The 8,403-nt window shown below is 62.5% G+C and carries 7 protein-coding genes; 1 reads left to right on the plus strand and 6 read right to left on the minus strand.

Annotated features, from left to right (window positions below; translation table 11 throughout):
• The 6 genes from QOC89_RS10615 to QOC89_RS10645 all read right to left on the minus strand — a co-directional run.
• Nucleotides 1–377: transglutaminase N-terminal domain-containing protein (locus tag QOC89_RS10615; RefSeq protein ID WP_323044968.1), on the minus strand; the 377-nt coding region annotated here is incomplete at its 3' end.
• An 11-nt stretch (nucleotides 378–388) separates the two neighbouring features.
• Nucleotides 389–1,339, minus strand: a complete 951-nt coding sequence (locus tag QOC89_RS10620; protein WP_323044969.1) for an alpha-E domain-containing protein — start codon at nucleotides 1,337–1,339, stop codon at nucleotides 389–391.
• A gap of 188 nt (nucleotides 1,340–1,527) precedes the next feature.
• Nucleotides 1,528–2,937 carry a circularly permuted type 2 ATP-grasp protein gene (locus QOC89_RS10625; RefSeq protein ID WP_323044970.1) on the minus strand — a complete coding sequence of 470 codons (1,410 nt, stop codon included), beginning with the start codon at nucleotides 2,935–2,937 and terminating at the stop codon, nucleotides 1,528–1,530.
• Nucleotides 2,938–3,425: 488 nt separating this feature from the next.
• Complete coding sequence (locus QOC89_RS10630; protein WP_007177969.1) at nucleotides 3,426–3,878, minus strand: HU family DNA-binding protein; 453 nt, start codon at nucleotides 3,876–3,878, stop codon at nucleotides 3,426–3,428.
• Between the two features lie 573 nt (nucleotides 3,879–4,451).
• Nucleotides 4,452–5,924, minus strand: coding sequence for a PLP-dependent aminotransferase family protein (locus QOC89_RS10640; RefSeq protein WP_323044971.1), 1,473 nt, complete (start codon nucleotides 5,922–5,924; stop codon nucleotides 4,452–4,454).
• A gap of 173 nt (nucleotides 5,925–6,097) precedes the next feature.
• On the minus strand, nucleotides 6,098–7,639 hold the full coding sequence (locus QOC89_RS10645) for an oligopeptide:H+ symporter (protein ID WP_323044972.1): 1,542 nt from the start codon (nucleotides 7,637–7,639) through the stop codon (nucleotides 6,098–6,100).
• Nucleotides 7,640–7,899: 260 nt separating this feature from the next.
• On the opposite strand from QOC89_RS10645, the gene QOC89_RS10650 reads away from it, so the two are divergent.
• On the plus strand, nucleotides 7,900–8,403 hold a 504-nt coding region (locus tag QOC89_RS10650), incomplete at its 3' end, for a helix-turn-helix domain-containing protein (protein WP_323044973.1).

An 8,403-nucleotide genomic window follows, 5' to 3' on the forward strand; every position in this document is an offset into this window, starting at 1 on the left:
GAGCTCGCGAGGTTCGGGACCGATGCGGCCAGCTCGCGAATCGCCGCGTCGGCCTCGGTAAGACGCGTCGAGCAGGTGAAATGCTCGAGCGGAATCGGGCCGACGGCGTCGGGCAATTGACCGTCGATCAGCGCAATCGTGTCCACTTCGCCCGCCACATGCAGACGAATCTCGCCATGCGGCTTGTTGATGACGAGCGTGTGCAGCACATTGCCGTAGGCGTCGAAGGTCGCGTCGAGCTTGCCGGGCGCGTCGATGCTCCAGCGCCGCACCACCTGCGAGGCGCCGCTCGACGGCGTGAGCCGCAGTTGCTGGATCGAATAATGGACAGTCGCTTCGTAACGATAGGACGTGTCGTGGCGGATCGTCAGGTACATAAAAAACTCCGTCAGGCGACTGGCAGCATCAGATAGGTACGCGCAACCAGATTGCCGAGCTCGAACACGCGAGCCAGGAACTGTGTCAGATAGGCGTGCAGGCCGGCTTCGAAAATTTGCCGGATGTCGGAGTACACCAGCTCGGCGCGCAGCTTGCCGGCAAACCGCTCGCACTGGTTCGAGCCGGCCGTGCGCAGCATCGCGAGATTCGCGCACACGCCTTCGAGCGAAGCGAGCAGCGAGCGCGGCATCTGCTGGTTCAGGATCATCAATTCGACCACCCGTGCCGGCGTGACGACATCGCGATACACCTTGCGATAAATTTCCAGCGCCGACACCGAACTGAGAATCGAGGTCCAGTAGTAGAAGTCTTCGAGCTGGCGCGCGGCATCGCGTGAATTCGGCTCGACGTCGGCAAAGCGCACGTCGAGAATCCGCGCGGTGTTGTCGGCGCGTTCGAGGAAGGTGCCGAGCTGCGTGAAAAAGAACGCGTCGTCCTGCAACGCGGTGCCGATCGTCACGCCGCGCGACAGGTGCGAGCGGAACTTCACCCATTCGAACAGCGCACCCGGATTGCTCGACGCCTGGCCGGCCGCGGCACGTTCGTTGAACTCGAGCCAGGTGTCGTTGATGGTTTCCCACCATTCGGTCGTCAAGGTGCCGCGCACGGCACGGGCATTTTCACGCGCGGCCTGCAAACAGGAATGAATACTCGACGGATTGGTCGCATCGGCCACCATGAAATCGAGCACGTTCTCGCGGGTCGGCTCGTCGTGGCGCTGCGCGAAGGCAGCTTCGAGTTCGGAGATGCGCAGCACCGAACGTTGCGCGCGCGCCTCCTGTTCGGGCGTTTGCGGCAGCAGCAGCGCCTTCAGGTTGATATCGAGCATGCGGGCGGTGTTCTCCGCGCGCTCCATGTAGCGGGCCATCCAGAAGAGGTGATCGGCGGTTCGGCTTAGCATGACGGCGTTCCGTATCTGATGACGCGAGACCTGTGCAAGAGTAAGAGGTTCGCGCGGGTTATCCGTGTGGGCCGGCGGCGGGTTGATTCATCTGCCGGCGCGTCAGGTTGCGCACGCGGTTGCCGGGATGGCGTCATGAGTTGCATGAGCGGTGACCTGCGCCCGTGGCAATCGCGTTGGCAACCGCGTCAGTCGACCATCCACGTATCTTTGGTGCCGCCTCCCTGCGACGAATTGACGACGAGCGAGCCCTCCTGCAACGCCACGCGCGTGAGACCGCCGGCGCACATCGTCACACTCTTGCCGGACAGCACGAAGGGCCGCAAGTCGATATGGCGCGGCGCGATACCCGCTTCGACAAAAGTCGGACACGCGGAGAGCGCCAGCGTGGGCTGCGCGATATAACCCGCGGGCCGCGCGATCAGGCGCTCGCGGAACGATTCGATTTCGGCTTTCGTCGACGCCGGTCCCACCAGCATTCCGTAGCCGCCCGCACCGTGCACTTCCTTCACCACCAGTTCTGGCAGATGCGCGAGCGTGTAGGCGAGATCGTCGGGCTTGCGGCACTGGAAGGTGGGGACGTTGTTGAGGATCGGCTTCTCGCCGAGGTAAAACCCGATCATTTCCGGCACGTACGGGTAGATCGATTTGTCGTCGGCGATACCGGTGCCCATGGCGTTCGCAAGCCCGACACGTCCAGCGCGATACGCGGTCAACAGACCCGGCACACCGAGCGCCGAATCGTTGCGGAAGGCTAGCGGATCGAGAAAATCGTCGTCTACACGGCGGTAGATCACGTCGACGCGCTTCGGCCCCTGGGTGGTGCGCATGAACACATAGTTGTCGTCGACGAACAGATCCTTGCCTTCCACCAGCTCCACGCCCATCTGCTGCGCGAGGAACGTGTGTTCGAAATACGCGGAGTTGTACATGCCGGGCGTGAGCACCACCACGACCGGATCGTCGACACCTTCCGGCGCCACCGAGCGCAGTGTGTCGAGCAGCAGATCGGGATAATGCGCGACCGGCGCGATGCGGTTCTGCACGAACAGTTCGGGGAAAAGCCGCATCATCATCTTGCGGTTTTCGAGCATGTAGGACACACCCGAGGGCACCCGCAGGTTGTCTTCGAGCACGTAGAATTCGCCCTCGTCGCCCGCGCGCACCACGTCGACCCCGGCGATATGCGCGTAAACACCCAGCGGTACGTTCACGCCTTGCATCTCGGGACGGTATTGCGCGTTGGTATAAACCTGTTCGGCCGGCACGATCCCGGCGCGCACGATGTTGCGATCGTGATAAACGTCGTGAATGAACAGATTGAGCGCCTGGACCCGCTGGCGCAAACCGGCCTCCAGCGTCTGCCACTCGCTGCGCGGAATGATGCGCGGAATCAGATCGAAGGGAATCAGCCGCTCGGTGCCGGACAGATCGCCGTTCACCGCGAAGGTAATGCCGACCCGGCGGAACAGCAGGTCGGCTTCCGCGCGCTTGCGTGCGATCGCCTCATTGCCCTGCTTTACCAGCCACCGCTCAAAGCGCGCATAGTGTGGCCGCACGGCATCGTCATGATGACGCATCTCGTCATAGCATCGCATGTCACGCCCCGCTCTTGTTGTCGGATAGAAGGCGAATGCGCTGCGCATTCGGTGTTCGACAATCGGTCAAGCAAGCGCTATGCCATTGAGCTTTTTGCGTGCAAAACACGATGCATGCACGCTAACAGCGCATCCCGACTGGCACGGCTTCGCTGTCATCGTACTGCGGCGGCCCCTGATGCGCTAGTACGGTGCAGGAAGGGCACCGCGACGGGCGGCCGCCGTCATGGCAAAACAGGACATGGGGCCTTCTGCGGAGCGAAGTCGAACTCGCGGCAGGATCGCGGCGCGTACATCGCCACCTCGCAAAACGCCGGGACTGTGCAGAAAAAATCCCCGTGGATTCGCATCCACGGGGATTTGGACAACTCGCACGGCGGGTCGGCTCAAACGTTAGCGACAGTTAAAAGCATACGGTTAAAGCAAGCGGCTAGAAGCACGCGGCCAAAACCGCACGGTTAAAAACCGCGCTAACGCATGAAACGCGATCAGCCTGCTGCTGCGTCTTTCAGCTTCTTCAGCGGACGTGCCTTGATGCGCACGCTAGCCGGCTTGGCCGGGAACCAACGCTCTTCACCCGAGAACGGGTCTTTGCCGAAGCGCTTCTTCTTCGCCGGCACAGCTTGCACGACGATCTTCAGAAGACCCGACAGCGTGAATTCGCCGGCGCCCTTCTTGTGCACGGCGCCGAGGATCGTGTCTTCGAGCGCGGCCAGCACGGCCTTGGCGGTTTTCGGTTCCACTGCGGCGCGTTCAGCGACGTGTGCAGCCAGCGAGGCCTTCGTGAAGGTGTCCTTGATCGGCGACGGAGCGCTGGAAGCCTTCACGGCGACCTTCTTAGCTGCGACGGCTTTCTTCGCAGGGACTTTCTTTGCAGCAACCTTCTTGGTCGGTACCGGGGCAGCAGCCTTCTTGGCCACCTTTTTTGCGGAAGTCGGCATGTTTCTCCTACCTGTAGTGGTCAGTGAATTGCACGAAGCGCACACGGTATGTGCACGCTTCAACGCCGGATTCTACAAGCGCTAATACGATTTGCGCGACTCTTTTGTGTATAACAGCGAAGGTTTGTTGCGCAACGCTGACTTCGCAACACATTTTGATCCTTGTTTTAGCGGGTAATCGTGCGTCGGCGTGCTTCGAAGCGGTCTGCAACACGAACACGTAACGCACGTTACAGATCGTTTCGATACCTGAATAGAGGCACTTTCGGCGTCGGGCGATGATGAAAGGACAAAAGAGACCGAGCACGATCTGAAGCACGTCAACCGGCCATGATCGCGCGTTGAAACGTGGAAGCGTTGAAGCCTGGAAGAGGCGCTGCGCTTGCTGTTCTTGTCGGGGAATGCCTGATGCGAGTGGCCGATCAGCATTGCGTCGATGCCGGGCACCTTCGAAAGATAGTAGCTGCCGTTTTCCATCGAAGGCGAATAGGTCGAATCGTCAAGGCCGCCATGCGACATCGCGACGACGATCTGCGCGCGTAATATTCGTGCTCGCGGCGAAGCGCCGTTTTTTCAGAGGCGCGGCAGAATCCCGGCGAGCTTCGTGAGCGCCGCATCGATATGCTCGACGGCGATGCTGCCATAGCCGAACATCAAGCCTGGCTCCGGCTTCGCGCGCCAATAGAATGGCGCGAGTCCATACAAACCGATCGACGCCTCACGCGCGGCGCCCACCAGCGCCGCCTCGGTCAACGGCGCCTTCAGCCGGCTTGCCAGATGGATGCCGGCAGTCGGCACGATCGGTTCGAACCACGGCGCGAGATCGCCCTGCAAGTGTTTCAGCAGCATCGCGCGGCGCGCCGCATAAGTCTTGTGCATGCGCCGCAGATGCTTGGCGAAGTCGCCGTTGAGCATGAAGCTCGCGAGCGCGGTTTGCGTGAGCGTGCAGCCGTGACAGTCGGCGATCTGGCGGGCCTTCAGCAGCGGACCATGGAGCGAAGCCGGCGGCACCACGTAGCCGACCCGCAGCTCCGGGAAAATCGTTTTCGAAAACGTGCCCAGATAAGCGACGAGACCGGCGCGGTCGAGACTTTTCAGCGGCTCCATCGGCCGGCCTTCGAAGCGGTACTCGCAGTCGTAGTCGTCCTCGATGATCACGGCGCCGCGTTTCTGCGCCCATTCGAGCAACTCGACGCGCCGCTCCAGACTCATCGGCATGCCGAGCGGGAACTGATGTGAGGGCGTCACGTAGACGAGCCGCGCCTTGTCGGGGAGCTTGCTCACGATCAGGCCTTCGCTGTCCACCGGGACCGGCACCACGCGAGCGCCCGTGGCCGTGAAGCATGCGTGGGCCGGCGGATAACCGGGGTCTTCGAGCGCCGCGATCTCGCCGGGCCGCAACGTGATGCGCGCCATCAGATCGAGCCCGTGCTGCGCGCCTTGCGTGACGATCACGTCGTCCCAGTTGCTCGTGAGCGCGCGGTTGAACGCCAGATAGCGCGAAATCGCGAGGCGCAATTCCTGCTCGCCGGCCACGTCGCGATACGTACCTGGACCGCGCGCTTGTATCCGCAATGCGTGGTTCACGCAGCGGCGCCAGACCTCGAATGGGAACAGCGATTTGTCGGTCGCGCCGCCGACAAAATCGTACGGCGAGGCCACCGTGGGCCGCGGCAGCGGCAAGGTCTCGGGCATCTGCTCCCAGAACGGCTGGGCGCGCGCCGCGGCTTGCTGTTTCGCCTTCGCCCGCTCGCGCGCCGAATCGGCGGCCCGCGCATGCGGCGAGCGTTCCACCGGAAGACGCTCGAGACCATCGGCGACGAAGGTGCCCGATCCGGCGCGGGCGCTCAGATAGCCTTCGGAGAGCAGCCGCTCGAATACGTCGAGCGTGGTCTTGCGCGACACGCCCAGTTGCGTCGCGAGATCGCGCGTGGAAGGCAGGCGTGTGCCGCCGGCGAGACGCCCCGCGAGTATGCCGGCACGCAACTGCCGGTAGATCTGTCCGGACAGATCGTGACGCCCTTCGACCGCAATGTGGATGTCCATCCGAGTGGTTACCTGAATATCCGGGAAAGGGTTGAACCGGAAGACCGGTGCTAACCGCAAGCTTACCTCGGTCGCCGCCATCAGCGGGGGGCGAGCGCGAAAGCATTACCCGGAACGCAAAAATGGCGCGCCCGTGCAACCCGAGGCGCGCCATTTTTCTACTGCCGACTGACTCAATCCGTGCTCACACCGCTCAGCGCGGTGGTTTGCCGCGCGCTCTCACGCGCCTCGTCGCTGCAACGCTGATGTTCACGCGAAAGCTTGCGCATCAGCGGCAACAGCAGCACGGCCACCAGCGCGCCGACCGCCGCAAGCCAGCCCAGGCCCGTGAACAGCTTCGTGTACAACGGCAACGATTCGAGCGGGTCCAGATCGCCCGCCGGCATCTGCGCGAAGTTTGCGACCACGCTGCCCAGATACTGCGACACGCCGGTCGCAACGAAGTAAGCGCCCATCATGAAGCCGCTCATGCGCGCCGGCACGTAGCGCGCGATCATCGCGAGACCCAGCCCGCTCACCAGCAATTCGCCGAGCGAATACAGGCCGTAGCCGCCCACCATGAACCACGACGACACGCGTCCGTTCACCGCGTAGTTGCCGCTCGCCGCATACACGAAGAAGCCGGCCGCCACCACCGCGAAGCCGACCGCGTACTTGACCGCAACCGGCACGTCCTTGCCGCTCCTGGCGAGCTTCGTATAGAGCAGCGCGAGCACCGGGCTCAGCAACATGATCCAGATCGGATTGAGCGCCTGGAACTGCGCGGCGCTCCATGTGAACAGCGTCTCGCCGAACAGGATGAAGCGCGGATCGACGTTGCGCAGCGCGAACAGCGTGAGAGACGTCGACATCTGCACGTAAAACACGAAGAACAGGATCACCTGCGCGGTCAGGATCAGCGCGGCGACCAGACCGGCGCGCTCCGAGCGTTCGCACTTCACCAGCATGTAGCCGAAGATCGCCAGAATCGCGACGCCCGCCGTGTAGACGCAGGCCACGGCAATCGCCTTGTGCTGCAGCACGAACATCGTTGCCGTGCCGAGCACGATGCCGCCCAGCGCGACCGCGCCGACGCGTTTCCAGCGAATCGGTCCGGCATCCGGCGCGGAGCCGATATGCGCGAGCGTGCGGAACATGATGAAGTAGTTCACCACCGACAGCAGCATGCCCGCGCAGCAGACCGCGAATGCCGTGTGCCAGCCCCAATGGTCCTTGATCCATGGCGTGGCGAGCATCGACACCGTCGAGCCGATATTGACCGCCATGTAGTAGATCGTGAACGCGCTGTCGATGCGCGCGTCGTCGCCTTCGTAGATGCGGCGCACGAGGTTCGCGGCATTCGCCTTGAAAAGCCCATTGCCCACCACGATCACGCCGAGCGACGCGTACATGTAGCTCAATTGCTCATTGGGCAGCGCCAGCATGAAATAGCCGGCCGCCAGCACGACGGAGCCGAAGATCATCGTGCGGCGCGCGCCGAGAATCTTGTCGCCGATCCAGCCGCCGATCGACGGCGACGCGTACACCAGCGCCGTGAACGCGCCCCACGTGAGGGTGGCGTGGCTGTCGGTGAAGTTCAGCTTGTCGATCATGAACAGGACCAGCAGCGCGGCCATCCCGTAATAACCAAAGCGCTCCCACATCTCGATCAGGAAGACCGTCGAGAACGAACGGGTCTGCGAGACCGGTGCGCCGGGCGGAGTGGATGAATTCATCATGGACCTCTTGCTTTTATGGTTGCGGCGGCGCGTGGGCGGTCCACGCGGCGCGAAAAACGGATTCTTGAAAACGGTCCGCGGATCAACCTCGGTCAAACGGCGGCCGTGCATTCCGGTTCTGGCAACATAGAATGTTGTCTCGAAAAGCGGTCGCTCGCATGACCGGGCGCTGAATGGACCGCGGCCCCGGCCTGAACCGCTATCAAACCATATTTACTTATATCAAACAAATTTTGACGGGCTAACTTCCTCCTGCTATGGTCACGACAATTCAACAGAACAATTCGGCACTCGAACTTGGCAGCAAGATCCGCTCACTGCGGCAACGGCTCAAGCGCACCCTGGACGACACGGCAACCGCGGCAGGTATCTCCAAGCCGTTTCTCTCGCAAGTCGAACGCGGTCTGGCGTCACCGTCCATCACGTCGCTGGCCGGGATTGCGCAGGCACTCGGGGTGACGGTGCAGTACTTCGTCGACACGCCAAGTGAAGAACGCTCGGTGTGCCGTGGCGATCAGTTGAAGTTTTTTGGTTTTGCGGACTCAGCCAATCTGTTTGCGCGGCTGACCAATCTGACGGGCGGCCGTCAGCTCGAAGCGATCCTCGTGAGGATGCCACCCGGGCAGAAGCGCTCCGAAGTGACCACGCATGCCGGCGAAGAATTTGTGTATGTGATCGACGGCGAAGTGTCGTTGACACTGGAAGGCAAGACGTTCGTGCTGCACGCGGGAGACAGCGCGCATTACGAATCGACGGTGCCG

It is taken from the genome of Paraburkholderia sp., from assembly GCF_034668105.1.
Lineage (GTDB): Bacteria > Pseudomonadota > Gammaproteobacteria > Burkholderiales > Burkholderiaceae > Paraburkholderia.